The sequence below is a fragment of the Enterocloster citroniae genome, assembly GCF_040545455.1.
In the GTDB taxonomy this organism is placed as follows: domain Bacteria; phylum Bacillota; class Clostridia; order Lachnospirales; family Lachnospiraceae; genus Enterocloster; species Enterocloster citroniae.
In genome coordinates this window covers 75,924-101,697 of sequence record NZ_JBEPLZ010000018.1, presented here as the reverse complement: position 1 = coordinate 101,697, position 25,774 = coordinate 75,924, and the positions used below count along the sequence as shown (strand labels likewise).

The following is a 25,774-nucleotide window of genomic DNA, read 5'->3' as shown; positions in this document are numbered from 1 at the left end:
AGTGCCTGCAACTTTAATCCTCATTTCTCCGTCTAAGATATGTAACCAATAGGAAGCTATCACAAAAAAGAAGGGATAAAGAAATGAGATTAAATATGACAAGAAGACACACGGTAATTATGCTATGCGCATTGGCAATGGCCACCACCGTGCCGGCCATACCGGCATTTGCGAATGGAAACATCCCTGTCAAAGGGCAGGCTATTGCAAAAGGCACAGCCTATGGGGCCAGATCCCAATCTTCTGATGAGAGTAAAATGAGGGACGCGGCAGCACATGTGCAGGAGGCATTTGATAAACAGGATCTGAATAAGCTGGCCGGGCTGTGTACGTATCCTTTGACGGTTTCCTATAAGAACGGAGATTTGGTGGAGATAAAAAATAAGCAGGGATTTCTGGCATTGGGCAGTGAGATAATATTTTCCAGGGCGATGAGAAATGCCGTTGCTTCCACCAATGTGGCGAAATTAGTCAGCGTAGGCAAGGCGGGGGCCCAGATGGGGGATGATTGCGGGCTGTCTTTGTATAAAGTGGGAGGAAAATGGAAGGCAGGCTACTTCTATCTGGATGCGGCAGGCAGTTCAGACCAGCAGGCTGTGGATATCAGCAGCCTTTCTGAGATGGCTGAGCAGATTCAGAAGACATTTTCTTATAAAAGCCTTGACACTCTTGCCATGATGTGTAATTATCCAATGGTAATGACCTATGCAAACGGTACCAGCCAGGAGATCCAGACACCGGACCAGTTAAAGGCCCTTGGGGAAGATAAAGTGTTTACGGATAAGTTGTCCAAAGCCATCGACAGGGTGGAGGTGTCTAAATTAAAAGAGGTAGGAAATGCCGGCGTGCAGATGGGCGGTGACAGCGGCCTGAATATGTATCGGTTTAATGGATATTGGAAGATCAACCAGATTTACCAGTAAAAGACGGCTTACCAGAAAAAGACAAAGAGATGTGTGGAACCGGAAGACTGCTGCAGCTTCCGGTTTGTCCTGTTTTACGGAACAGAAGGCATGGGAGCCGTATGGATCGGGCATGGCAGGGGCAGAATAAATTAGCTTGGAGTGTGACTGAAAAGGGACGGGTGTGGGCAAATGAACCAGCATTTTAATGTTTTAAAAGTAGTGAAAATAGCCGGCGGCAGCCTTCTTGCCATGCTGATCGCGGAGGGGCTTGGATTAAATTATGCTGCGTCAGCAGGGGTGATCACTCTTTTGAGCATACATGACACCAAACGTGAGACCATACGGCTGATGGCCAGGAGAATGTCTGCCTTTCTTCTGGCCCTGGCGCTGGCGCCCCTGTGCTTTGGGCTGTGCGGATACGGTCCGCTGGCCATAGGTGTGTTTCTTCTCCTGTTCACTCCTGCCTGTACCTGGCTTCAGATACAGGACGGAATATCGGTGAGCACGGTGCTTATGACACATTTCCTTGCAGAAGGCGCCATGGGAACTGCCAATGTGGTGAACGAGGTCCTGCTTTTAGTAATCGGCACCGGTGTGGGGGTTGCCATGAATCTCTATATTCCGGGGAGAAGGGCGGCCATTCGGCGGAGACAGCAGATGATCGAGGAACAGTTTCGCTTTCTGCTGGCAGGGATGGCGGATGTTTTGGACGGAAAATCCAAACGCGGAGAGGAAGGACGCAGATCTTATGATACATGTGTGGGGAGCTTGGAACAGATGCTGAGAGACGGCGAACAGGAGGCATACCGCCATATGGAGAACAGCCTGCTGGCAGATACAAGGTATTATCTGAGTTATATGGGACTGAGGAAAAATCAGCTGGCCGTGCTCAGAAGGATCCGGTCATATTTGGAGTGGGCAGATTCCTTCCCGGTGCAGGCTGAACGTCTGGCTGTTCTTGCCCGTGATATCAGCCGGTCGTTTCATGAGTATAACAATGCGTTAGGACTTCTGGAGAAAACGGAATGGGTGAAGCTGGAGATGAGACAGCAGCCCCTGCCCGCGACCAGGGAGGAATTTGAGGCCAGGGCTGTGCTGTTTCAGGTGCTGCTGGAGCTGGAACGGTTCTTGGTGCTGAAGCGGGAATTTGTCCAGGGACTGAGCCGGGAGGATATCAGCGCGTTTTGGGAAAAGGCGTAGGCTGTCCCGGGAAATGTATGGGGTGCCGTGAAATGTACAGAGCCTGAGCAGACCATATAAAATGACACACAGATGTCATGTTTGATCTGATATATTATCCATACAATAAAGCAGATGAGAGAGGTGGATTTATGGTTTGGCATGAAGCGTATCCTGCAGACAGACAGCCTGATATGGAGGAAATAGATAGTTTTATCGGGAGCCCATACTGGAAATCCCTGTGCACTTATGTGGAGAGAAACTATCTTGTAACACCGCGCATTGAATTCAGCAGATGCACCATGCAGACGGGGTGGAATGTGAAATACAAAAAAAGTTCCCGGGCAATCTGCACCCTGTATCCTGAACAGGGGAAGTTTATCTGTATGATTTCCATCGGAGCAAAGGAAGCAACTGAAGCAGAGCTGGTATTAAAGGGATGCACTGCCTATCTCCGGCAATTGTATGAAAGATGTACCCCCTTCAACGGTGGGCGGTGGCTGATGATTGAGGTGACCAGTGAGGAGATCTTGGAGGATGTAAAGGAACTGATAGGTGTAAGGATGAAGACAAAGAGATAGAAGCGGGTAAGCCGGTGTATAAGGGCCGGTGTATAAGGGCCGGTGTATAAGGGCTGCAGTTTGTGAATCACACATCACAGGCTGCGGCCCTTTTTTGCTTTCGTATTATCGAATCAGAAGATAAAAAGAACCATAACGAACAAATGTGGAAAGGAGATGGCAGAACGGATATATGAATAGTGCACATAAATATATGTACAAAAAACTGAAAATAAAAAGAATTATACAAATCATTGACTTAAAAACAGGTTTGGTATAGAATAAAAGCACTAAAAACGAACTGATTAGAACTACATAAAGGAACAAAACAAACAATAATAAACAATAGGGGGTGTGGATGGATTCCATGTATGGAGGATCATTGTATCAATGATCCCTCCCGGTTATTTCAGGTTTAAAAAGAAAATGTCGGATGTGAGAGAAAACAGTATAAAGGAGGTAATGAGATGGCAGAAAGAAAAGTGAGTAAATTCGAGACCAGGATGGAACAGTTTGGCGCGTGGATTGAGAAGTATGTGGCGCCTCCCCTTGTGAAGTTCGGCAACCAAAGGCATATGGCTGCGATCAGGACCGCGTATATCAGAATCATCCCGTTTATCATCGTGGGTTCTGTTCCGCTGATCCTTACAAACCTGCCGATTCCCGGACTGGCAAACCTGTTTGCGCCCTATGCTGATAAGCTGAATGTCCTCTATTCCATGACCTTTAATTTTATCGGTCTGTGGCTGGCGATCAGTCTTGGTGCGGAGATGGCTAAAATGTATGGGTTGGACCAGAACATTGGAAGCATTGTGACGGTGGCATGTTCTCTTATTGTGGTGTCTCCCATTGATCTTTCCGCCAATACCATGGACTGTACCGGACTTTCGGTCAAGGGTATGTTTTCCATTATCATTGTCAGCGTGATCGTAGCGGAATTTATGAAATTTGCCCATGACAAGAACCTGACCATACGTATGCCCAAGGGCGTACCTGCCAACATAGCCACCAGTTTTGGCGCCCTGGTCCCCATGTCCATTCTGGCGACTTTTTTCTGGATCGCCAGGGTGGTGCTGGGATTTGACCTGACCCAGTTCCTCAATATTATCATCAGTCCCCTGCTGGTGCTTCAGGATACATGGTTTGGCGTGCTGGTATGCGTTATTTTGCTTCAGCTTCTCTGGTTTGTGGGAATCCATGGAGGATCCTTTACTGTATGGGGGGTATGTTATCCCCTGCTGATCACCAATATTGCTGAGAATACAGCAGCATCCCTGATCGGCCAGCCTTTGCCTCATGTATTTACAGAGCCCTTTGTGTACACCTGGATCATGATCGGAGGCGTGGGCAGTACACTGCCCCTGTGCCTGATCTGGTGGAAGTCTAAGTCCGCGACCCTGAGGGAGGTGGCTCACCTGGCTTTGCCCTGCGGCATTTTTAATATCAATGAACCCATTATCTTCGGCGCTCCCATTGCATTTAACCCCATTATGTTTGTGCCTTTCATGCTGTCGGGGATCGTGGGATCCATGTTTGCGTATTTCCTCACAAGGCTGGGGATGATCACGGCAGCCTATGTGCCGACACCGTGGACCACGCCTCTTTTGATCAATCCATACCTGTCATCCGGAGGGGATGTGTGGTGTGTGGTTGCCCAGGTGGTGCTGCTGATCGTACTTTTTGTCATCTACTATCCATTTGCTAAGATCTGGGAGGCAAGGATGATCGAGGAGGAGAATTCATAGAAACGGGCTTATAGAAGCGGGGTTATAGGAACCGGTTCACAGGAATGAAATAAAAAGGAGTGTGCGATAATGGCAAGAAAAGTTAAAATGATGGTTTTATGTGCGTCCGGCATGTCCAGCGGACTGGTGGTTGACAGTATCATCCGGCATGCGGGGGAATACGGCGTGGAGGCGGATGTGCATTGTTCGCCCAGCCTGCGTTACCGGGAATTGGATTACAATGGGCTGGATATTATATTGATCGCCCCTCAGGTTAAAAGCTCCACCGGAGATATCATGGAGTATGTAAAGAGCCTTGGGCTGGATATCCCCTATATGAATATCCCGATGCGTGAATATGGGCTGGTAAAGGGCGGGGCGATCCTGAAGGAGGCTCTGGATGTATTGGATCATTACCAAGAGTGACAGGGGAGGATGGAGTAAATGGCACTTTCATTGGAAGAATTAGCAGCCCATTGTATGGAGATGATCGGCTATACGGGGGAAGGGAGATCCCTGGTGTATGAGGCGGTGGAACTGATGGTGGCGGATGAGTATCAGGCGGCTCTGAAGAAAATAGAGGAAGCGGAGGATCATCTCTCAAAGGCCCATGAGATCCAGTTCCTGAAGCTTATGAGCGTCCAGGCAGGAGGGGAGGAGATCCCCTGTAATATGCTTCTGCTCCATGCCATGGACATTCTTATGACCAGCACGGCGGAAAAGGATATGATCAAGACCATTGTGAAGGCAAAGATCAGGAAAGGGGAAGGAGTCAAAGAATGAATGGATTTATAGAGGAAGTATGTACCCAGGGGATGCTTCTGAAACGCTACCTGAAGGAATACTGGCCCGTGGACCGGGAAGTTGTGGATGCGATTGCCGAATGCTTTAAGTCCAAGGCCATGAACCGTGTGATCCTTACCGGCATGGGAAGCTCCCTGTACGCCATAGATGCGGTCAGAAGCTATCTCACCGGACACGGAATCCCGGCCCTGGCATTCAGTTCCTTTGAACTGTCCAGATTTCAGTTTAACCAGATTGACAGCCGCTGCCTGGTGATCATCATTTCCCAGTCCGGAAAATCACCTGAGGTGGTGGAGATAGCAAAGAAGGCCGCTCAGATTACCACAGTGGTGGGTATCCACAATTATGAGGAGAGTCCTCTGAAAGAGGAATGCGGCTTTATGCTTCAGATCCATGCCGACAAAGAGTATTCCGTGACAAACAAGACATATGAGCTGACCATGCTGATCCTCAATCTGGTCGCCCGGAGGCTGACAGGCGAACTGGACCAGGGGTTCATGGAGGAGTGCCGGAAGACGGCGGACTGGGCATGCCGGTGGCTGGAAAACTGGGAGGAAAACACCAGACCCATGTTTGAGTTCGCCCAGGGCACGCTTCTGTACGACCTGCTTGCAAATGACGCATCATTGGCGACTGCGCGCCAGCTGTCCCTGGCTTACAGGGAGGGACTGCATAATTGTACAGCCGTGTGGGAATGCGCGGATTATGCCCACGGGCAGTATCACAGTTCCAAGCTGGGGGCAAAGTACCTGGCCCAGATGTTTTTTCCGGATTTTCTGGAAGGCACAAAGGAAATGAAAATGAAAGACTACATACTGGATCATGGGGGAAAAGTGATGCTTTATACATGTACTCCGATAAAACTCCAGGAGAACCTGATGGTGGTGCGGCTTCCCAGGGTGCAGGATTCGCTGATGCCTCTTGTGGAAAGCATTGCAGCTGAAACATTTCTGGGTATGCTGTATGGAGCGGATTGGGTAAAGGACCATTGATCCGGCCCCGCAGTTGCCGTGGCCAGGCCGGCATGTAAGCGTTTAGAAAGGAGGAGATCTGCATGATTATTGATGTATCAAATACACTGGGACGCCACCGGTTCAAACCGGAGATCAAAGCAGAGGAACTGTTAAAGGAGATGGACAAAAACCATATTGATATGGCGGTAATCCACTGTTATGGGGAGAGTATGGACAACGAATCCGTATACAGGGCGGTCACGGGCCATCCGGACCGGTTTATCGGCCTTTATACGGTAAATCCCTGGTCAACGGACAGCGCCGGGGAGCTTGAGGAGGCATTGAAGGAAAAAGGGTTTAAGGGGCTGTACATGGATCCGGTCCGCCACGGCTACATGCTGTGCGAGCGCGAAGTGTTCTATCCCCTGCTGGATGTGTGCAGGAAGCACCAGGTGCCTGTGTGGTGCTATGGGGCGGCGGAGGTATTTTCCAACCCTGTTTTCTTTGAACAGATCGCGGAGGATTATCCGGACGTCAACATTATCATGGGGCGGATGGGACTTCAGTACGACAATGCAAGCGCGGTCGTGGTGGGGAAACGCCATAAGAATGTATTCCTGGAAACGTCCTCCAGTATGGATTTTAATACTCTGAGAGCCATGAAAACAGCGGGGATCGACCAGGTGCTTTTGGGAACGGGCACGCCGGATGCGGGATTCTATGAGCTGGAACTGGTAAAGGTGAGAAAGGCGGCAGTCAATTTCCCGGATGGGGAGGAAAAGGTTTTGTGGAAAAATGCAGCCAGGATATTCCGCATAGGGGAGGTGGACTAGATGATCATTGACATGCTTGCACATATTGGCATAAAAAAAGGTGAGGATTACCATGTGGAATCCCTGATCCGGATCATGGACCAGTCCGGCGAGGACAAGTGCATGATCTGCTCCCAGCTGGAAACGGTGAACAACGAATACATATATGAGTCCGTACAGAAATTCCCGGAAAGGACCTTTGGTTTTGCGGTCATTAACCCATGGGATATTGACGGTGAGGAGCAGCTGGAAAAATGTTTCCGTGATTACCATTTTTATGGATTGAAAATGAATGCCATACGCTTTGGATACTCAGCCGACCGCCACAGCTTGCTGGATCCATATTTTGAATTATGTTGTAAATACAACAAATGTGTGGTAGTTCACGGACAATCAGATATGTTCTCTATTCCGGACAAATGGGCCCAGATGGCAAAAAGTTTTCCGGATGTGCCTGTGGTGCTGTTTCATATGGGGGTTCCCTTAATGTATGAGAGGGCCATAGAATTGGCCGGGGAAATTCCGAATTTTTACCTCAGCACGGCAGGGGCGTATGTGCCTGTGATCCAGATGGCATATGACCGGCTGGGACCGGAAAAAATACTGTTTTCATCCGATGCCCCCTTCTGCGACCAGACACAGGAGATGGATAAGATCCGTTACGTGACAAAGAATGAGGAACATCTGGAAATGATGCTTGGAAGGAATGCGGCCAGGATCATGGGGATGGAATACAGATAGGAGCCTTGAGGGGAGGGAAAGATGAAGGGTACAAGTATCATGTGGGATTACATCAGGGAAGAACAGGCGGCGCTCAGCCGGATGCTGGATGACAAAGCACTGTTTGAGTGCGCCGGATCCCTTCCTCAGGTGGATGCAATCTATATTGTGGCCCATGGCAGTTCCTTTAACGGCGCTGTGGTGATGTCGGATTTTCTGTCCCGGTGCATGAATGCCAGGGTGTACGGCTATATGCCGGCCAATTTCATTCACAGCTGCCACTCCCTTTTGTGTGAGGACAGGAAACGATGTATGGTGGTGGCTATCAGCCAGACCGGTACCAGCAGAGGGCTTTTGGAGGCTGCTATCCATGCAAGGGAACTGGGCTTTGCTGTGGTGGGGATCACCCAGGTAACTGATTCTCCTATCAGCCGTCTGGCGGACCGGTGTCTGTATCTGGGATGCGGCGGGGAGAACAGCAATGCCAAGACCAAGGGGTACAGCAGTACCCTTCTGGCCCTTATGATCATGGGCATCGGATATGGGCAGAAATACGGCAGTATGGACCAGGAAAGCTGCAGGAATATCCTGGAGGAACTGCGGCTGTGTGTAAAACGGCTGGATCGTACCATGGAACGGACCATGGATTGGTGCAGCCGATATGGGAAGGATTGGAAGATGCAGGACCTCTACGTGCTGGGAACAGGAATGAATTACGGCACGGCCATGGAGGGACAGCTTAAGCTGATGGAGACCATGTGTATTCCCACCATGTACAATGATCTGGAGGAGTTCTCCCATGGGATGCACCGCTCCATCGGAAGGGGATCCAGCGTCCTGCTGCTGTGCACGGATGGGATTTATAAAGAACTGGCCATGGGAACATTTTCCTACCTGCTGGGCATAACGGAAAAAGTGCTGATGCTCTATGCGGGCGATGAGGATATAAGATGTGAAGAAAGCCATGAGAAAGTGCTGAAGCTGGATCATTACCCCCTTACACAGTCGGTGCTTCCCATTACCATGGCTGTGCAGGTCCTTTCCGTATTTATGCCCGAGGCCCTGGGGCAGGATCCCAACAGGGCAGCCAATGACGACTATACGGACTTTGTGCACACGAGGGTTACATAGATTGGTTTTCACCCCTGGACTGGAGAAAAGCGGTTGATAAGGACTTTTTCCTATGGTATATTGAAATCAGAGGGGAGGATTCAGGATGATACAAAAAAGACGCCTGGACACGATCATGGGCATTCTAAAGGAAGAGGGCATGGCGGATGTAAAGACCCTGAGCCAACGGCTTGAAGTCACGGAAAAGACGGTCAGGCTGGACCTTAAAGAGCTGGAGAATCAGAACCTTCTGGAGCGTGTCCATGGAGGGGCCGTGCTTAAGACCCAGGAACTGTCCCTGGGGTATAAGGATTCCTCCCGCAGGACATCACATCTGGAGCAGAAGCAGGTGATCGCAAGGCGGGCTCTGACATTGATAGAGGAAAATGACGTGATCCTTCTGGATGACGGAAGCACCACCCAGGAGGTGGCAAAGCTGTTGGGGGATTTTCGGGTAACCGTACTGACCAATGATCTTTTGATCGTGAATGAACTGATGTATAAACCCAATATCACCCTTTACATCATAGGCGGGCTGGTGCGCAGGGACAGTGATTCCTACATTGTCACGGGAGAGGATGCGATCCAGTTCCTTAAGAAGTACCGCGTCAGCAAATTGTTCCTGGGAACCAGTACCGTTGACGTGAAGGAAGGGCTGATGATTTTTAATTACGGGGACAATTTCACTAAGAGGGCATTTATCGATGCGGCGGACAGGGTGGTCTGCCTGGCGGACTCTTCTAAGTTTGACCGTACGGCATTTACCAAGGTGGCCAGGCTGAATGAGGTGGATACCTTTATCACGGACAGCGGGCTGAGCCAGGAGGTGATCAGGCGGTATGAGGGCCTGGGACGGGAGATTATTGTAGCGTAGAGCGTGTTTGGGATATTAAACCATAAGGCCCATTGAACAGATGAGAAATCGTGTATGACAGGGACAGCCCGGTAGGAACAAGTTCTTACCGGGTTCTTCTTATGAACTGCTTTTGCTGTCCCCAGGCTGTTTTTGTGGTATACTGATCCTATAATCCGCGCATAAAAAAGCAGCCCATGTACGGCATTGCGTGCAGGCGGTATGAAGACAGGAGGAAGCAATGAAACTAAGGCAATATCAGTCCAAGGACTGCGGCGGGATGTCAGAACTTTTTTATGACACCGTACATACAGTGAACCGCAGGGATTACACAGAGGAGCAGGTTTGTGCATGGGCAGACGGACATGTGGATCCGGATGTCTGGAACCGGTCTTTCCTGGAGCATTTTACAGTGATAGCGGAGGACAATGGAACGCTGGTGGGATTTGGGGACATGGCAAAGGACGGTTATCTGGACCGGCTGTACGTGCACAGGGATCATCAGGGAAAGGGGATCGGCAGGGCGCTGTGCGACTGTATGGAACAGTGGTACAGGGAGAAGGGCATGGCCGGGGACAGGGATGGTTCGCCCCATGAGGTCACGTCCGATACGGCCACGTCCCATAGGGTCACGACCCATGCGTCAATTACGGCCAGACCCTTTTTTGAACAGAGGGGTTACAGGGTAGTGAAGGAACAGCAGGTGGAGCGGAGAGGGCAGATGCTTACCAATTATGTGATGGTAAAGGATCTCTGAGTGATATGGGGCCGGAAGTGATGCGTTGTTATCCGTAAATATACAGAAGGAGTCAGTATGATCGAATTACCGGAAGCACTTACATATAAAAAGGATTTGGAGCAGTATGTGGTTGGGAGGACAATTGCCCGGGTATATCCGCCTTCCTCGCCCCATAAATTTTGCTGGTTTAACGGGGAACCGGAGCGCTATCATGAGCGTCTGGCAGGAAAACGTGTGGCGGGGGCAGATGCATTCGGCATTTATGGAGAACTCGAACTGGAGGATGACATGAGCCTGGCATTTAACGATGGCGTAAATGTAAGGCTGGTGGAACCGGGGGATAAAAGGCCGCCGAAATATCAGCTGATGGCAGAGTTCCTGGATGGGTCCGCTCTGGTGTTTTCTGTGGCAATGTATGGGGGGATCATTTGTCACGGCAAAGATTATGACAACGAATATTACGTCAGGAGCCGTGAAGGAATATCTCCCATGGACATCAGGTTCAATCTGGAGTATTTTGGAAATATGATGAGATCGGTAAAGCCTTCCGTCAGCGCCAAGGCATTTCTGGCCACGGAGCAGAGGATTCCGGGCCTGGGCAATGGGTGCCTTCAGGATATTCTGTTCAAAGCCAGGATGCATCCTAAAAGAAAGCTTGCCGCCTGGTCCGGCGAGGATGCCGCGCGGGTGTTTTCAGCCATAAAGGATGTGATGGCGGATATGACGGCAAAGGGCGGAAGGGATACGGAAAAGGATCTGCTGGGACATGCAGGCGGGTATAAGACAGTGATGTCCAAGAATACGTGGGACAAGGGATGCCCTGTTTGCGGGGGAAGAATTATAAAGGAATCTTATCTGGGAGGTGCAGTGTATTATTGCCCGGTGTGCCAGCCCCTTGACTAGCGTCCCGGAAGCATGATGGGGGTTGCGGGAAATGCGTTCCCGTGCTACAATATTTTTATTTAGAAATCGATTGCAGGATACAGCTGCAGGGTATAGGCAGGGGAAAGGGCAGAGGGCTATGACTATTTATGATATTGCCAGGATCGCCGGGGTTTCCGCCAGTACGGTATCCCGGGTGGTGAATAACAAACCGGGCATCAAGGAAGAAACAAGGAAGCAGATTCTGGCACTGCTGGAGCAGTATGATTACAGCCCCAATGAGACGGCAAGAGGGCTGGTGAATAAGGCCAGCCGTATGATCGGCATACTGATTGAGGATATCCGGTATGCTCATCATGTGGATATCGCCTACTATATTGAGGAGGAGATGGGAAAGCACGGCTACTGCAGCCTGATACTGAATACCGGCCTCACGGATGACAAAAAGGTGGAGGCCGTTAAGGTACTGGCGCAGAGGCGGGTGGACGGAGTCATACTGGTTGGCTCCACTTTTGAAACAGAAGCCGTGAAACGGGCCCTGGATGCTGGTCTTTCCGCCGTTCCGGTGATAATGACCAACGGATACCTGAACCTGCCCAATGTAAAGGGGGTCCTGGTGGATGAGCGGGAAGGCGTGGAGAACTGCGTGGAGCTGATGCGCGTGAAAGGGCATGAGAAGCTTGCCTTTGTGCGTCCCAGCCACACCAAGAGCAGTCTTTCCAAGGAGCAGGGATTTGTGCAGGGGATGGAGCGCCGCGGCTTTAAACGGGAGGAACTTTGGATTTATGAATGCCCTACCACGCTTGAGGACGGATATGCCATGATGGAGCGGATCCTAGAGGACCATCCTGATGTGGAAGGGGTTATTTTCGGGGAGGATCTGTCGGCGGTAAGCGCCATACGGGCTCTGGTGGACCGGAACATAAAGGTGCCGGAACAGGTTGCCGTGATTGGAGTGGATAATTCCAAATACTGTGATATCTGCTATCCCAAGCTTACCTCATTAAATAACCGGATGGTGGAAATGAGCCTGGAGGCTGCAAGGATATTGTTTGACAGTCTGGAGGGCAGGGAGAATCCCGATCGGATCATGCTGTTTTCACGGATTGTGGAAAGGGAAAGCACGTAAGGGCTGCGGGTATGTAATAAGGCCCGTAAGCGTGTAAGGCCCGTAAACGCATAGGAACTGGTAGAAAGATCATATGGAAGGGATGTGTCCTGGGGTTATATTAACAGGACTGCATCCCTGCTTTTATATGTAAAACGATATCGATTGCAGAATGTGGAACAGATCAATAAACAGATCGGGCATTTTCTGGATAAAATGCACAATATTTGTTGAGTAAATACAGTAAATAAGACAATAAAAATAGACTTGAAAACACATACCAGTTGTGATATGATTTGTACATAAATAGCAATCGATTGCAAAGTATTTTTATTTCAAATAAACGATATGAATCTTCAACAAAACCGGAAAGAGGTAAACCATGATATTAGGACATATCAATGCCAGGGAAAGCGAGGCCGCCTATTCAAAACAGATACAAAGGGCCATTGCCTATTGCAGGGATACGGACGTATCCGGGATGGAGGAAGGCCGTTATCCTCAGGATGGGGATGATTTTATTGTATTGATCAATCAGCGCCGTACCGGAAGCCGGGAGGAAAAGCTCCCTGAAGTGCACCGGGAATATGCGGAACTGCAGTACATGGTCTCCGGCAGGGAATATATGGGATTTTATCCGGACAGGGGTGATAATGAGGTATTAAAGGACTGTCTGGAGGAAAAGGATACCTTGTATTATAAGGAGAATCCCGGTTCGGGTGAGGTGATGCTTCCCCTGGTGCCGGGCTCCTATGGAATATTTTTCCCTGAGGATGTACACCGCCCCTTTTGCCAGGTGGATGGGCCTGAGGATATAAAGAAGATCGTTATCAAGATAAGGATGAGCACGCTGTAGGATAAGCCGGGCTTTATGACGACAGGGTTTGTGGTGATCAAACACAGACTCTTTTCCTTCGATTGTTTTGGCAATCGATTGCAACAACTGTAAATGATTGTAAAACTGCGAATATATTAAACAGGAGGATATAAAGATGATGAGAATTCCCTATGAGACAATGGTAAGCGAGTTTGAGCGTGTACTTAAAAAGAAAGGATTCAAAGAGGACCGGGCCCGGGCAGCGGCAACTATTTTTGCCCAGAACAGCCTGGCCGGCGTGTACTCCCATGGATTGAACCGTTTTCCCAGGGTGGTGGAGTATCTGGAAAAGGGTGAGATCGATCCGGACATTGTGGCAGAGTGCGAATTAAAGCTGGGGGCATTTGAGCGCTGGAACGGACACAGGGGATTTGGCCCGTTAAATGCAAAGCTTGCAATGGACAGGGCCTGTGAACTGGCAAAGGAATACGGGATCGGCCTGGTAGCCCTTGGGAACAACAACCACTGGATGAGGGGCGGAAGCTATGGTTTTCAGGCAGCAGACCAGGGCTGCATAGGGATCTGCTGGTCCAATACATGCCCGAACATGCCGGCATGGGGAGGCAAAGACAGAAAGATCGGAAATAACCCCATTATCTTTGCAGTGCCCAGAAGCAATGGACAGCATGTGGTCATTGACTGTGCGGTATCCCAGTTCTCCTATGGAAAGATCGAAGACTGCAAATTAAAGGGGATTGAACTTCCGGTTCCAGGCGGATATGATACAAAGGGAAAACTGACCACTGATCCGGCAGAGATTGAGAAGACCTGGAGGGTGCTTCCCATGGGTTATTGGAAGGGAAGCGGAATCTCCATCGCTCTGGACCTGATCGCCACTGTACTTACAAACGGCAATTCCGTGCAGACCATTGGAACCTTTGGGGACGAGGTGGGGCTGACCCAGGTCATGATCGCCATTGACCCTACAAAGGCCAACTCAGTGGAATTGACAGATGAGATCGTGGATCAGATCGTAGCAGATGTTAAGTCCTCCGAACCGGTGGAGGAGGGCAGGGACGTACTTTATCCCGGAGAGCCCGAGGCCCTGACCATCCAGGATAATCTGGCCAATGGTATTCCTGTGATCGAGGAGAAGTGGAATCAGGTATTGGCTATGTAAGGTGTGCTCTCGCAGTCTCCGAGCGTACACTAAGGACTGAAAGTGGAGCGGGATTGCCGCTGGGATAACAAGATGAGAAGATAGCATGGTTAGCATTTCAGGCCCGCCTGTTGGCGGGCTTTTTACGTTTCCCTCTTATAGGGACTCCTGATTTTTTAGTGGAGAGCAGTAGGAGCCATATAAATTTCACGTTCTATGTGCGGTATTTTCAATCGGTTTATTGACAGAATTCTATATTTAAGTTATGATTAACCTAATTCAACGAATTAACCAATGGGAGAGAGTACAATGGCGGGTAATGATTTAAAAGGAGTAAACCAGGACAGTATTCAGTCTATGAACCGTACACTAATCATAAAACTTCTAAGGGAACAGGGGGTCTGTTCCCGCGCTAACCTGGCAAAATTGTCCGGTCTTAAGAAGGCTACAGTTACATATATAGTCAATGATTTTATCAGCTGGGGATGTGTAAGGGAAGTTGGCCTTATGCAGGGGGATAAAGGCAGGAGATCCATAGGCATCACTCTGGCTGAGGACAGCTATTATGTAATAGGCATACGTTTGGCCAGGCGTAATTTTAAGATAGGATTATTCAGTATCAATGGCAGGCTAATCCATATGAAACAGCAGCAGATCGAGTCCGGGCAGAGCCCGGACAGGACCATGGAATATATTATCAATAATATTCACGCTGTGGTGGACCAGGTTGAGCCGGATAAGATCCTTGCGATCGGTATGGCTATTCCGGGGCCGTTTATAAAACAGGAGGGAAAGATCGCCGTTCTTACAGAGACTGCAGGATGGGGGAATATGGCGTTTAAGGAAGAATTGGAAAAACATTTTTCATACCCGGTTTTTATGGAGCACGATGCCAATGCGGGAGCATATGCACAAATATGGTATGATAAAACCATTGATAAAAACAGTTCACTTATTTATGTCGCTATAGGACAGGGCGTGGGTGCCGGCATTGTCTATCATGGTGAGATCATAAAGGGAGAATTGGGCATTGCAGGGGAAATCGGGCATACTACCATTAATTATGATGGACCCAGATGTGAATGCGGTAACAGGGGATGTCTGGAGAAATACTGCTCCAGTATTGTCCTGGCAAGGAATATTGCAAGAAAACGGGGGAGAGGCGAACAGTATGATCTGGGTCAGATTGGAGAAATGATAGAGGTTGGGGATATGGCCGCCATGGATGAATTTCGGACAGAATGCCGCTATCTGGGGTACGGGCTGGTGAATGTGGTGAACAGTTTTAATCCCAGTGTGATCATTCTGGGAGATGAAATGAGCCACATAAATGATGATATTATGCTGGAGGAAGTGGACCATGTCCTGAAAGAACGGCTTTTGCCTGAAGTGTATTCAAATTTAAAAGTCAAGGTCAGCAAAGCAGTGAAGGATTCTGTTCTCCATGGGATCGGTGCGATCTGCATCAATGAAGTATTGGGAAATTTAGAGTTATATTTAGTTAAATGAATTTGCAGAATTAAATATGTATGGAAAGATTATGGATGAGAAAAGCCGGTAGCAGACAAAGTAATTAATTTATTTTGATCGGATACCGGCTTTTTGCATGAAAAAAAGTTGGTATCTTTATATAATATACACAAAAAAAGGATTTAATAGTTAATTCAATTGACAAATATAGTGAATGGTAGTATTATGATATTGAGTTAAATCAATTAACTAATTCATGCAATGAATGAAAAGGAGAGGGATTATGACAAAGTATTTGAGAAACATGGTAATTGGTGTGAGTCTGGTGACTATGGCATTGACAGGATGCGGAAATGGGGCAAAGGCGGAGGCAACCACAGCAAAGCAGGAAGAAGTAAAAGCAGATACGACTGCAGCTCGAACAAGCGAAAAAGAGACAAGCGCAGACCAGTCTGGATCACAGACAGAAAGGACAGCAGAGGGAACAGAGGAGGGAGAAAAGAAAACATATAAATTTGGGTTTACTGAATGGGCGGCCGGTTCATTTTTTGATGCATGCTATGATGGTGTAATGGAGGTTGTGAATGAAAAGGGCGGAGAAGTGATCAGAGTTGAGGGAAAGACAGACAGTAACTATCAGCTGGGGGTTATAGAGGACTTCATTGCTCAGGATGTGGATTGTGTTTTCTACAATCCGGTTGACGCAGAGGCGGCAGGTCCCGCACTTAAACTTTTACAGGAGGCAGGCATTCCGGTTGTGAATTTTGACCTTGCAGTGGCAGATCTGGATATGGTGACAGCCTTTGTGGCAACGGACCATTACTCGGCCGGAAAGGTTGCAGGGGAATCCATGATCAAGGATCATCCGGAAGGCGGAAAGATTGCTATCCTGGACAGGACAAACGATAATGCGGCTGCACAGCGGATCCAGGGTTTGTTAGATACAATTGAAGGAAAGGGATTTGAGGTGGCTGCCAGACTGGATGCCGGAGGAAAGCCGGAAACAGGATTGTCAACAACAGAGGATATCCTTCAGGCCAACAGTGATCTAGTGGCTATTTACTGCATCAATGATGAATGTGCCCAGGGAGCTTATTCTGCGGTTAAGGCGTCCGGTGAAAAAGTGGGTATCTACAGTGCCAATGGAGGACCGGAGTCAAAGGCAGCGATCAAAAAGGACGGAGCCGATGGCATCTGGAAAATGAGTGCGGCACAGTCGCCCTTTACCGTTGGAAAGGAAAGCGCTGAAATTGCATATAAGATTCTGGAAGGCGAGAACTATGAAAAGGAAACCCTGGTTCCCACATTTGCGATCGATGCGACTAATATTGATCAGTATGCTGGATCTGACTGGCAGTAAAATCCGCGGTTGATAAGACAGAGAGGAAGTAGTTATGGGCATTTTATTGGAAATGAAAAATATCAATAAAAGCTTTGGCAGCAATCTGGTGCTTCAGGATGTAAGTCTGGAACTCCACGAAGGTGAGGTGCTTGCATTATTAGGTGAAAATGGTGCCGGCAAATCTACTTTAATAAAAATATTAGGAGGCATTTACACCAAGGACTCCGGGGAAATATTCATTCAAGGTCAGGCGGCCGGTATAAATAGTGTGGATGAAGCTAGAAAATTCGGAATCAGTATCATTCATCAGGAACTGATGCTGGCCAAAGACCTGTCCATTGCAGAAAATATTTTTATGGGTAATGAACTGTGTGCAAAAGGAGGCTTTCTGTCCTTAAAGTCCCAGACCCAGGCTGCCCAGGAAAAACTGGGCCAGTATAATCTGGGGTTTGATGCGGGCGAGATACTTGGGCATTTGACAATTGCCCAGCAGCAGATGGTAGAGATTGTCAGGGCGGTTTCCTTTGGGGCCAGGATCATTGTCATGGACGAACCTACGTCTTCCCTGTCTTCCCACGAGGTGGAGATCCTGTTTGATATGATACGCAGATTGCGGTCGGAAGGGGTTGGAATCATATATATATCCCATCGGCTGGATGAGCTTTATGAGATAACGGATCAGGTGGCGGTACTGCGTGACGGTACGAATGTGGGCACTGTAGTTACAAAGGAAACGGAACGTTCCCAGCTGGTGGCTATGATGGTGGGCCGTGAACTTTCCAGTTATTACATAAAGAATAATAAGGCTTCCGATCAGGTGGTCTTTAAGGCTCTACACCTTTCCGATGGGAAGGTTGTAAAGGATGTAAGCTTTGACCTTTGCCAGGGGGAAATCCTGGGATTGGCCGGCCTTGTTGGTGCTGGCAGAAGTGAAACCATGGAATGTATTTTCGGCTTGAGGAAAAAAACAGGCGGAACCATCTGGATGGACGGGAAACAGGTGGATTTTAATACAGCCGGAAAGGCCATGGAGGCTGGGATCGGTTTTGTTCCTGAGGACAGGAAGGGGGCAGGCCTGTTCCTTAAACAGGATGTTCAGTTTAATACCACCATCACAATTTTGGACCAGCTTTTCCACCGGCTAAAATATAATGGAAAAAAGGAAATCGGGATTGTTGATGGGATGATCCGAGATATCCAGATAAAGGTCACAGGGCGTAATCAGGTTGTAGGTAATCTCAGCGGTGGCAACCAGCAGAAGGTTTTGATTGGAAAGTGGCTTCTTTCCGCAAAGCGGATCTTGATTCTGGATGAACCTACAAGAGGAGTCGATGTTAAGACAAAGGCGGAGATCTATTCGCTGATCAATGATCTGGCAAAAAACGGACTGTCGATCATTATGGTATCCTCTGAATTGCCGGAATTGATTAATATGAGTGATCGCATTGTTACATTGTGCAGAGGATACAGTACCGGTGTTATTTCCAGAGAAGAGTTCAGCCAGGAACGGATAATGATGCTGGCCACAACAGAAGTAGGAACAGTTTAGGAGGCAGTCATGAAAAGCGCAGAGGTAAAAAGTATAAGAAGAGATTCTTCCAATGAAATGATACAAATGGTAAAGGGGAATTTGGGTATATTAATTGGTTTTGCCATCATGTGTATTGCCCTGACTGTGATTACGGATTCTTTTGCCACAACCAGGAACATCTTTAATGTGATGAGGCAGATTTCAGTCAATGTATTTTTGGCATGCGGTATGACCATGGTAATTCTGATAGGGGGAATTGACCTTTCTGTGGGGTCGATCATAGCAATATCAGGCTGTCTGAGTGCCGGGTTTATAACAAATAACGGGATACCATCCGCAGCAGCCATTATTCTGGCTATTGCCATCGGCACGGCAGTGGGGGCTGTTAATGGAGTGATCATATCCAACACAAAGATTCCTCCGTTTATTGTGACCTTGGCAATGATGAACATAGGACGTGGATTTGCACGTATCTATACCAAGGCCACCACTATACTGGTGGATGATGATCTGTTTATCTGGATCGGCAGCGGAAAAATATTTGGCAGTATACCAATACAGATCGTATTTATGATCATAGTAGTGGTGATAACGGCAATCATTCTGAACCGGACTAAATTCGGAAGAAACATATATGCGGTAGGGGATAACCGGCAGGCGGCTGAATACAGCGGTATCAATGCCAAGAGAATTACCTTTTGGATATTTACCCTGTCAGGACTGTTCGCGTCATGCGCCGGGGTCTTGAGCGCGGCCAGGACCTTTTCAGGGCAGTTCAGCGTAGGTGACGGCGCTGAAATGGATGCTATCTCAGCTGTTGTACTGGGAGGAACCAGCATGACAGGAGGAGTTGGGCGGATCAGCGGTACTATCATCGGGTGTCTGGTCATAGGCGTGCTGAACAATGGCATGAACTTATTAGGCATTGATTCATCCTGGCAATATGTTGTAAAAGGCCTTGTGGTTCTCCTGGCAGTCTATATTGATTACATAAAGAAAGAAAAGAGCAAGGGCTGATGCGTTGCAGAAAGGAATCACATGCAGACATTATTAGGTATTGACCTGGGAACATCCAGTATTAAGGCCATGCTTTTGGATACGGAAAGGGGAGTAATAGGAATTGAATCCCAAAAATATGATGTGGAAATTCCTGCAGCCAATTGTGCAGAACAAAACCCTGACCATTGGTGGAATGCGACCATAGAACTGTGTAGCCGTCTGAAGAAAAAGTATCAGGAGGCGTTTGGCCAGATCAGGGGAATAGGATTGTCCGGTCAGATGCATGGACTTGTAACTGTTGACAAACAGGGAAATATCCTGCGCCCGGCAATCATCTGGCTGGATCAGCGCTCCTGTGAAGAGGTGGAAGAAATAAATCAGGGCATGACGGAGGATGAAAAAAAGCAGATACTTCATAACCGTATTTATCCTGGTTTTGCATTTCCTTCCCTTCTGTGGATAAAAAAGCATGAGCCTGATCTGTATGGCCAGATTTCTAAGATCATGCAGCCAAAGGATTATATCAGGTATAAGCTGACCGGTTATATTGGCACTGATGTGAGTGATGCGTCTGCTACGGCTATGTTTGACGTAGGGCAGAGGGAATGGGCCTGGGCGGTTATCAGACGGTTTGGAATTCCGGAACATATATTTGCAGACTGTCACGAATCAACGGAGATCGCAGGGATGGTGACTTCAGAAAGCGCCGTACTTTGTGGACTGCAGGAGGGGATTCCCGTTGTATTCGGCTGTGGGGATCAGATGGCCCAAAGCATTGGAAACGGAGTAATTGGTGAAGGCTGCATTGTTTCTAATATAGGGACCGGAGGACAGATTTCCACTTATGCAGATAAAGACATATATGATAGGCAGCTTCGGACTCACACGTTCTGTCATGCATTAAACCATGCATATACTGTGTTTGGCGCAACCCTTAGCTGCGGTTTATCATTAAAGTGGCTGACAAACCAGATATTGGAAATCGATGATTTTGAACAGTGTAATGAACTGGCATCCCAGATAGCTCCGGGAAGTGATGGAATCATATATCTTCCTTATCTGTCCGGAGAAAGGACTCCGATCATGAATGCCCATGCAAAAGGTGTCATATATGGATTTAAGCTGGAGCATGATAAGCGGCATATGATCAGGGCGGTAATGGAAGGAATTATATATAGCTTAAAGGATTCGCTTGATTTACTGGAAGACATGGGCATACGAAGCAATTTGGTAATAGCTTCGGGAGGAGGTTCTGTGAGCAATCTTCTGCTGCAAATGCAGGCTGATATCTTTGAAAAACAGATTAAGGTTTGTAACGTCAAGGAGCAGGCGTGTCTGGGAGCCTGTATGCTCGCGGGTATAGGTACAGGTGTGTTAAAGGATATAGAATCAGCCAGCAGGCGTTTTGTCACGTTCAGCAATACAATATATGAGCCTGATCCGGAAAACTGCCGGATATACAGGGAGAGTTTTAAACGTTATCATGAGTTATACAATAGCACAAAAATTATGATGTAGGATGAGGAGGAAATTATGAAGGTTTTCAGAAGATTGAGCAGCGGATTATCCTGTGGGGACTCTATTCCCTTTTATCATGATGGCACATACCACCTGTTCTTTTTATCCGTGCCTGCCAATACGGTGAGATATCCGGAACGTACCAGAAATACCTGGCAGCATGTGATTTCAAAGGATCTGGTGAATTGGGAAGAACTGCCCCCGGTTTTACTGCCGGGAGAGGAGCCGGCCATTGATGCGGACGGATGCTGGACCGGTTCTGTTCTATATGCGGATCATAAATATCATATTTTCTATACGGGTTATCATATCAACGCCCAGTTTCCGCAGACCATCTGCCATGCAACCAGTGATGATTCCATAACATGGGTCAAGGATGAGAAGAGTCCGTACATTGTGCCGGATACCCGATATTATGAAAGTATTGACTGGAGGGATCCGTATATTTTTTATAATGAAGATGACGGATGCTATTGGATGCTGATCGCGGCCAGAAAAAATAGCGGCCCGTCTAACAGGCGAGGGGTGGTTGTACTGTATACAACAAAAGATCTGGTACATTTTGAACACCGAGGACCTATATATGAGCCATATCACACCAACTGCCCGGAGTGTCCTGAGATGTACAAAATGGGTAATTACTGGTATCTGGTTTACTCCAGGTTTTCTGAAAGGGCTCAGACCCTGTACCGGGTTTCCAAATCCCCTTATGGGCCATGGAGAACGCCTAAATTTGACGGGATTGACGGACGCCGCTTTTATGCAGCCAAGTCTCTTGTGGATGACAATGGGAGACGGTTTTACTTTGCCTGGATCCATGAAAGAGAAAACGGAACAGACCAGGACCTGTGGCAGACCGGCGGAGACTTCGGTATTCCTCATGAAGTGATCCCCATGGAAGACGGAAACTTAAGGGTGGTTATGCCAAAGGAAGTGTGCAGGGCTTTTAAGGGCACTAAAATTCCTTATAAATTCATGCCAAAGCTTGGTAATATCAAGGAGTATGGTAATACGTCCCTGGAGGTAAATTCCGCAGGCACCTTATCCTATGGTTACTTTGATATTGATGAACCTGAATTTATGATGGAGTGCGTTATCAAGGCAACGGACCCGGCTGATTATTTTGGCCTGTCCATAAAGACGGATGAGGATCTGGACAATGGTTATCTGCTGGCATTTAATATTGCAAATCAGCAGGTATCCCTGAATAAACTGCCTGCACCTTTGGATCCCTTCTGGTCTACACTTTCCGGAAAGCCCATTATACCGCCGGAGGTGGATGGTCCCAGGGTTTGTGAAAAGCCGTTTCCATTTAAACCTGGAGATTATATTAATGTAAAAGTGGTTATGTGCAATGATCTGATCGAAATATTTGTGGGGGACACCATTGCATTCTCGTACAGGAGTTATACGGAAATGCCGTATAAGATTGGGGTTTTTGCACAGGACTGCAGCGTGGAATACCACAATCTGGCTTTTACAAAATAAATATTGATTTTATCACATTCTACTCCATCAAACACCCCTCAGAATTATGCATTTTCAGGTATTCCCTGAGGTACCGGGTAAAAAGCTCCGTATTGCCGGAGGATATGCGGGAGGGGGATTCGTGGGTCAGCATATACAGGGTGCGTCCCGGCGGAGGGGGAGACAGGGGCAGTATGGAAATGGGATACTGCTCCTTAAGGCCGTTGGCGGTGGTGGAGGGCATGATGGTCCAGTAATCCCCTGCTTCCAGAAATCCGGTGAGAATGGAAATGCTGGAGGCAGTCACAAGAGGGCGGGCCTGGGGATTGATGTAACGGTCATGCCACAGCCTGAATTCCGGTCCCCATCCCATATTGCTGTTGAACCGGGATCCTGTAAGCAGTTCCTTATCCGGCGCAAGGGAGGACGGGTGGACCGGGGCATGGTTTTCACTGCTTTCGCGAAATGCGGGCTGTCCTTTTGGCACGACCAGCACCATGTCATCTTCCATAATGGGAACCACGTCCACATGGGGACAGCTGGTATGGTAAAGGGCAAAGCCGATGTCAGCCTGTTTGCTGCTCACCAGGGAGTAGATCATGTCGGCGGGATAGCATTTGATGTCCAGGGAAAATCCGTGGGCTGATACCAGCTCCCTGTAAAGGGGGGTCAGATTGTGATCCAGAAAGCTGTCCACGGTGGCAATGGTGAGGAAGGGTGATTCACAGTGGTGGCGGATCTGGTCCGCTTCGTTCCACAGGGCCAGCATCTGGGCTGAAAGCCTGGAGAATTCCTGGCCTTTGGGCGTTGGAAGCGCTGTCTTAACGCCCCGCCTGCGCTCAAAAAGCTCAAATCCCAGTTCTTCCTCCATGGCCCTCAGTCTTGACCCTGCCGTGGAAGGGGACATGTACAGGAGTTCGGCTGCCTTTATGAGATTATTTTCCTCCAGTATGGTCATGAATAGCTGCAAGTCTTCACGGTTCAAGATAAATTCCCCTTTCTGATCGCCGGCCGCAGTGCTTTTTGGCTGTTTGCCCGCAATGCTGCCGGCTTTTTACACCTTTACACTTATACATCCAGCATGGTGGTATATTGTGCGTGTTCCAGGATATAGTTTTTTCTGGGTTCCACATCATCACCCATAAGGATACTGAACATACGGCTGGTCTCGCTGACAGGGTCCGATGCACCGGCGCCTTCCTCAGGGCTTACACGCAGCAGGGTGCGGTGCATGGGATCCATGGTGGTTTCCCATAGCTGATTGGCGTCCATTTCCCCCAGTCCTTTATAGCGCTGGATCTTATTGGTGCCGTCCCTGCCTATGTCATCCAGTATCCGGGCAAGCTCGATGTCACTGTAAGCATACCAGAGTTTCTTCCCTTTTTCTACCCGGTACAGCGGGGGCTGGGCAAGATAGACGTGCCCGGCCTCGATCAGTTTTGGCATATAGCGGAACAGGAAGGTGAGCAGCAGGGTGGTGATGTGGGCTCCGTCCACATCCGCATCGGTCATCAGTATGATCTTGTGGTAACGCAGCCCTTCCAGGGAAAAGCTGTCCATGATCCCTGTCCCGAATGCGGATATCATGGCCTTGATTTCCGCATTGGCGCAGACCTTGTCCAGGGAAGTCTTTTCCACGTTCAGGATCTTGCCGCGAAGGGGGAGCACCGCCTGGTTCTCACGGCAGCGGGCCATTTTGGCGGAGCCGCCTGCGGAGTCCCCTTCCACAATAAAAAGTTCGCACTCCCTGGGATCACGGCCTGAGCAGTCGGCCAGCTTGCCGGGAAGGGCGAGACCGGCCAGGGCTGTTTTGCGGCGGGCCAGATCCCTGGCGCTTCTGGCAGCTGCCCTGGCTTTTTTTGCCAGGACTGCTTTGTTCAGGATGGCCTTGGCTGCCTGGGGGTTCTGTTCCAGGAACAGGGTGACCTTTTCGTATACCAGGCGGTCCACCACCGGCCTGGCGGAGCTGCTGCCCAGCTTTTGCTTAGTCTGTCCCTCAAACTGCGGATCCTTTAAACGGACACTGACAATGGCCACCATGCCCTCAGACAGTTCATCCCTGGAGAGGGAGGAATCACATTCCTTTAACAATCCCTGTTTCCTGGCATATTCATTGATCGCACGGGTAAGGGCCTGTCTAAAACCGCTTACATGGGTGCCGCCTTCCGGCGTGGATATATTGTTGGCAAAGCTTAAGAGCTTTTCTTCATAGGATGTATTATAGATCAAGGCAAATTCAGCCTGTATGTCCTCTGTTCCCCACTGACCGTACAGAATATCGGAATACAGCGTGGGCTGGCCGTCATTCATAAAACTGATAAAGTCCCGAAGGCCGTTCTGATAGCAGAAACAACAGACGTTGGAGCCGGCGTCATCGGCACAGGTCCTGTCATAGAGAATAATTTCAAGTCCGCTGGTAAGAAAGGCGGTTTCCTGCAGGTGGAGCATCAATGTCCGAAAGTCAAAGCTGCAGTCCGGAAATATTTCCCCGTCAGGCCAGAAGGTAACGGTGGTTCCGTGTTCTTGGCCGGCGCAGGGACACAGGATATGGACCTGGTCCAGGGGAACGCCACGGGCATAGCTTTGCACATAGGAATATCCGTCCTGGTCCACCTGCACTTCCAGACGGCGCGAGAGGGCATTGACAACAGAGGCCCCAACACCGTGGAGGCCTCCAGATACTTTATAGCTGCTGTTATCGAATTTGCCTCCTGCGTGGAGGACGGTGAACACCACCTGTATGGCTGAAAGGCCGGTCTTTTTCTGGACACCGGCGGGGATGCCCCGTCCGTTGTCCCGGACGGTTACGGAGCCGTCCTCATTCAGGGACACCTCGATCCTGGTGCAGTGCCCGGCAAGGGCTTCGTCCACTGCATTGTCCACGATCTCATATACCATGTGGTGAAGGCCCTGGGACGTGGTACTGCCGATGTACATGCTGGGACGCTTGCGCACTGCTTCCAGTCCTTCCAGGATTTGTATCTGGGCGGCCCCGTAATCTGTATTGTCTTCTGTTATATCCGGATTTAAGTTCATTTGGCAACACTCCTGAAACGTAGAATATTGCCATTATATCAAAATGCAGGCTCAAACATCCGCTGAATTCCCGCGATTAAATAGCA

Annotated in this window: 24 protein-coding genes; 22 read left to right on the top strand and 2 right to left on the bottom strand. The window is 48.9% G+C overall.

Going from position 1 to position 25,774, the window contains the following annotated elements:
• Positions 1 to 95: 95 nt before the first annotated feature.
• From ABID13_RS20160 to ABID13_RS20055, 22 genes are all read left to right on the top strand, one after another.
• A complete protein-coding gene (locus tag ABID13_RS20160) occupies positions 96 to 923 on the top strand; it encodes a hypothetical protein (RefSeq protein ID WP_227162486.1) in 828 nt (275 codons plus the stop codon).
• Between the two features lie 171 nt (positions 924 to 1,094).
• Entirely contained in the window at positions 1,095 to 2,105 is a 1,011-nt protein-coding gene (locus ABID13_RS20155; protein WP_048930014.1) for an aromatic acid exporter family protein, read from the top strand.
• A gap of 131 nt (positions 2,106 to 2,236) precedes the next feature.
• Entirely contained in the window at positions 2,237 to 2,665 is a 429-nt protein-coding gene (locus ABID13_RS20150) for a DUF3788 domain-containing protein (RefSeq protein ID WP_048930119.1), read from the top strand.
• A 446-nt stretch (positions 2,666 to 3,111) separates the two neighbouring features.
• Positions 3,112 to 4,389 (top strand): PTS sugar transporter subunit IIC, encoded by a 1,278-nt coding sequence (locus ABID13_RS20145; RefSeq protein ID WP_007865855.1) that lies wholly within the window; start codon positions 3,112 to 3,114, stop codon positions 4,387 to 4,389.
• A 69-nt stretch (positions 4,390 to 4,458) separates the two neighbouring features.
• Positions 4,459 to 4,794 (top strand): PTS sugar transporter subunit IIB, encoded by a 336-nt coding sequence (locus ABID13_RS20140; RefSeq protein WP_007865859.1) that lies wholly within the window; start codon positions 4,459 to 4,461, stop codon positions 4,792 to 4,794.
• 18 nt (positions 4,795 to 4,812) lie between these two features.
• Entirely contained in the window at positions 4,813 to 5,151 is a 339-nt protein-coding gene (locus tag ABID13_RS20135) for a PTS sugar transporter subunit IIA (protein ID WP_007865861.1), read from the top strand.
• Complete coding sequence (locus ABID13_RS20130; RefSeq protein WP_007865863.1) at positions 5,148 to 6,164, top strand: SIS domain-containing protein; 1,017 nt, start codon at positions 5,148 to 5,150, stop codon at positions 6,162 to 6,164. Before ABID13_RS20135 ends, ABID13_RS20130 begins: the two co-directional genes overlap by 4 nt.
• A 62-nt stretch (positions 6,165 to 6,226) precedes the next feature.
• Positions 6,227 to 6,958, top strand: a complete 732-nt coding sequence (locus tag ABID13_RS20125; RefSeq protein WP_048930013.1) for an amidohydrolase family protein — start codon at positions 6,227 to 6,229, stop codon at positions 6,956 to 6,958.
• Entirely contained in the window at positions 6,959 to 7,678 is a 720-nt protein-coding gene (locus ABID13_RS20120) for an amidohydrolase family protein (RefSeq protein WP_048930012.1), read from the top strand.
• Between the two features lie 21 nt (positions 7,679 to 7,699).
• Positions 7,700 to 8,788 carry an SIS domain-containing protein gene (locus tag ABID13_RS20115; RefSeq protein ID WP_048930011.1) on the top strand — a complete coding sequence of 363 codons (1,089 nt, stop codon included), beginning with the start codon at positions 7,700 to 7,702 and terminating at the stop codon, positions 8,786 to 8,788.
• An 85-nt stretch (positions 8,789 to 8,873) separates the two neighbouring features.
• On the top strand, positions 8,874 to 9,641 hold the full coding sequence (locus ABID13_RS20110; protein WP_007865873.1) for a DeoR/GlpR family DNA-binding transcription regulator: 768 nt from the start codon (positions 8,874 to 8,876) through the stop codon (positions 9,639 to 9,641).
• A 220-nt stretch (positions 9,642 to 9,861) separates the two neighbouring features.
• Positions 9,862 to 10,377 (top strand): GNAT family N-acetyltransferase, encoded by a 516-nt coding sequence (locus ABID13_RS20105; protein ID WP_007865876.1) that lies wholly within the window; start codon positions 9,862 to 9,864, stop codon positions 10,375 to 10,377.
• A gap of 57 nt (positions 10,378 to 10,434) precedes the next feature.
• Positions 10,435 to 11,262 (top strand): DNA-formamidopyrimidine glycosylase family protein, encoded by an 828-nt coding sequence (locus tag ABID13_RS20100; RefSeq protein WP_007865880.1) that lies wholly within the window; start codon positions 10,435 to 10,437, stop codon positions 11,260 to 11,262.
• A 118-nt stretch (positions 11,263 to 11,380) separates the two neighbouring features.
• The gene (locus tag ABID13_RS20095; protein WP_007865882.1) at positions 11,381 to 12,370 is read left to right on the top strand and encodes a LacI family DNA-binding transcriptional regulator; all 990 of its coding nucleotides are present in this window, start codon (positions 11,381 to 11,383) and stop codon (positions 12,368 to 12,370) included.
• A 361-nt stretch (positions 12,371 to 12,731) separates the two neighbouring features.
• Positions 12,732 to 13,205, top strand: a complete 474-nt coding sequence (locus ABID13_RS20090; protein ID WP_007865884.1) for a NanQ anomerase/TabA/YiaL family protein — start codon at positions 12,732 to 12,734, stop codon at positions 13,203 to 13,205.
• Between the two features lie 139 nt (positions 13,206 to 13,344).
• Complete coding sequence (yiaK, locus tag ABID13_RS20085) at positions 13,345 to 14,346, top strand: 3-dehydro-L-gulonate 2-dehydrogenase (RefSeq protein WP_040416971.1); 1,002 nt, start codon at positions 13,345 to 13,347, stop codon at positions 14,344 to 14,346.
• A 288-nt stretch (positions 14,347 to 14,634) separates the two neighbouring features.
• Complete coding sequence (locus ABID13_RS20080) at positions 14,635 to 15,834, top strand: ROK family protein (RefSeq protein WP_007865887.1); 1,200 nt, start codon at positions 14,635 to 14,637, stop codon at positions 15,832 to 15,834.
• A gap of 244 nt (positions 15,835 to 16,078) precedes the next feature.
• Complete coding sequence (locus ABID13_RS20075; protein ID WP_045093590.1) at positions 16,079 to 17,155, top strand: substrate-binding domain-containing protein; 1,077 nt, start codon at positions 16,079 to 16,081, stop codon at positions 17,153 to 17,155.
• 34 nt (positions 17,156 to 17,189) lie between these two features.
• Positions 17,190 to 18,686 carry a sugar ABC transporter ATP-binding protein gene (locus ABID13_RS20070; RefSeq protein ID WP_045093589.1) on the top strand — a complete coding sequence of 499 codons (1,497 nt, stop codon included), beginning with the start codon at positions 17,190 to 17,192 and terminating at the stop codon, positions 18,684 to 18,686.
• Between the two features lie 9 nt (positions 18,687 to 18,695).
• Positions 18,696 to 19,685, top strand: coding sequence for an ABC transporter permease (locus ABID13_RS20065; protein ID WP_007865894.1), 990 nt, complete (start codon positions 18,696 to 18,698; stop codon positions 19,683 to 19,685).
• A gap of 21 nt (positions 19,686 to 19,706) precedes the next feature.
• Positions 19,707 to 21,185: a xylulokinase gene (gene xylB, locus ABID13_RS20060; RefSeq protein ID WP_007865896.1), complete on the top strand. Its 1,479-nt coding sequence runs from the start codon at positions 19,707 to 19,709 to the stop codon at positions 21,183 to 21,185.
• A 15-nt stretch (positions 21,186 to 21,200) separates the two neighbouring features.
• Positions 21,201 to 22,673, top strand: coding sequence for a family 43 glycosylhydrolase (locus tag ABID13_RS20055; RefSeq protein WP_007865899.1), 1,473 nt, complete (start codon positions 21,201 to 21,203; stop codon positions 22,671 to 22,673).
• Positions 22,674 to 22,692: 19 nt separating this feature from the next.
• Here the strand turns inward: ABID13_RS20055 and ABID13_RS20050 are convergent, their stop codons facing one another.
• Together ABID13_RS20050 and gyrB are read right to left on the bottom strand one after the other, a co-directional pair.
• Positions 22,693 to 23,637, bottom strand: coding sequence for a LysR family transcriptional regulator (locus tag ABID13_RS20050; RefSeq protein ID WP_040416899.1), 945 nt, complete (start codon positions 23,635 to 23,637; stop codon positions 22,693 to 22,695).
• A gap of 83 nt (positions 23,638 to 23,720) precedes the next feature.
• Entirely contained in the window at positions 23,721 to 25,688 is a 1,968-nt protein-coding gene (gyrB, locus tag ABID13_RS20045) for a DNA topoisomerase (ATP-hydrolyzing) subunit B (RefSeq protein WP_048930010.1), read from the bottom strand.
• Positions 25,689 to 25,774 lie beyond the last annotated feature (86 nt).